Here is a 1,450-nt window from a genome sequence, read left to right on the forward strand (position 1 = left end):
CGGCCCTCCGGCCGGCCCCGCGCCGCGGGCGGTCATTCGCGCACGGGTGCGGCCAGGGTCTTGGCCATGCCCTTGAGACCCAGTTCCATGGTGTGCCAGGGGAGGCCGCCGTGGAAGGGCCGGCCGGCGCCGAACTGGTGCGGCAGGTAGTAGCCCAGGGCCTTCTTGCCGATGCGCCACAGCGGCGAGACGCCCACGAGGTAGTCCTCCCGGGCCCCGGGGTCGACGCGGACCGGGGCGGCCGGGTCGCCGGTGGTCTGGAGCGGCACCTGCGCGAACGTGGCCTTGTCGAGCATCTCCATGACGCACATGCTCATCGGCGCGAACCGGCGCGGGTGCGGCACGGCGGCGGGGGCGATGCGGGCGGCGATGTCGTCGGCGACCGCGTCGGCCTGGAGGAACGCCAGGAACGCCTGCTTGACCGGGAAGTCGCCGGCGTCGCCGGGCGCGTACACGTTGTCGGTGCCCTTGACGCGGCGGGTCTCCGGCTCGGTGAGCAGGAAGCCGCGGTCGTCGGTCGGCAGGCTCGGGTAGTCGACGGCCGCGACGTACGGCGGGAACGCCACGAGCAGGTCGTAGGTGTGGGCGGTCCCGTTGGCGTACTCGACGCGCCCCTGCTCGACGCGGGTGGCCGTGTGGCCGGTGTACCCGTTGATGCCGCGGTCAGCGAACTCCTCGGTGACGACCTGGTGGACGCCGGGCCCGAACGCCTGGATGAACTTCGACTCGAAGGTCGTGAAGGTCAGGCAGACGAGGTCGCGCAGGTGGTGTCGGCGCAGCCAGGTCTCCAGCATGAACACGATCTCGTACAGCGGCCCGGCGCACTTGTTGCCCGGCGGCACCAGGAACAGGACGTGCTTGACCTTCCCGTCGGCGGTCTCGGCCCGCAGGCGCTCCAGGTCCGCGCCGAGCTCGTGCATCTGCTCCGGCGTCCAGATCGTCCGCGCGTGCTCCGCGAGCCCGGGGATCTCCTCGGGGCTCATGGCGGCCCCGGTCGCGAGGACCAGGTAGTTGTAGTGCTCCAGCGTGCCGTCGGCGAGCCGGATCAGGTTGGCGCCGGTGTCGACGTCGGCGAGCGAGCCCGCGATCAGGTCGATCCCGCGGCGCACCGCCGGGGACCACAGGGGCACCCGGAGCTTCGCCTCGTCGCCGCCGAACGGCAGGTAGATCGAGTTCGGCTTGAACACGAAGTCGTGCTGGTCGGCGACGATCAGCAGGTTGGCCTCCTCTCCCAGGTGCGAGCGGAGCGTGAAGGCCGTCTCCAGGCCGGCGAATCCGCCGCCGGCGATGACGACGCGAGGTCTGGTGTGCATGGCCCCTCCCGAGGTGGTCGCTTGGTACCTCCATCCCATCCCGGCGCGGCCTCCCGTGACAGTGACCAATCGCCGTCATCGCCGGGACCAAGGCCCCCGAAGACGCCGGTGCGGCGGACCGCGCGAAGCGGTCCGCC

Annotated in this window: 1 protein-coding gene; it reads right to left on the reverse strand. The window is 72.0% G+C overall.

Features of this window, described 5'->3' with window-relative positions; translation table 11 throughout:
- Positions 1-32 precede the first annotated feature (32 nt).
- The gene (locus DI269_RS13030) at positions 33-1,313 is read right to left on the reverse strand and encodes an NAD(P)/FAD-dependent oxidoreductase (protein ID WP_157974953.1); all 1,281 of its coding nucleotides are present in this window, start codon (positions 1,311-1,313) and stop codon (positions 33-35) included.
- Positions 1,314-1,450: the final 137 nt, after the last annotated feature.

The organism is Glycomyces dulcitolivorans (assembly GCF_003265355.1).
Taxonomy (GTDB): domain Bacteria; phylum Actinomycetota; class Actinomycetes; order Mycobacteriales; family Micromonosporaceae; genus Glycomyces; species Glycomyces dulcitolivorans.

What these genes read in the sequence shown, in the direction of transcription:
- DI269_RS13030 (WP_157974953.1), bottom strand. Translation starts at nt 1,313, where the DNA reads ATGCACACCAGACCTCGCGTCGTCATCGCCGGCGGCGGATTCGCCGGC.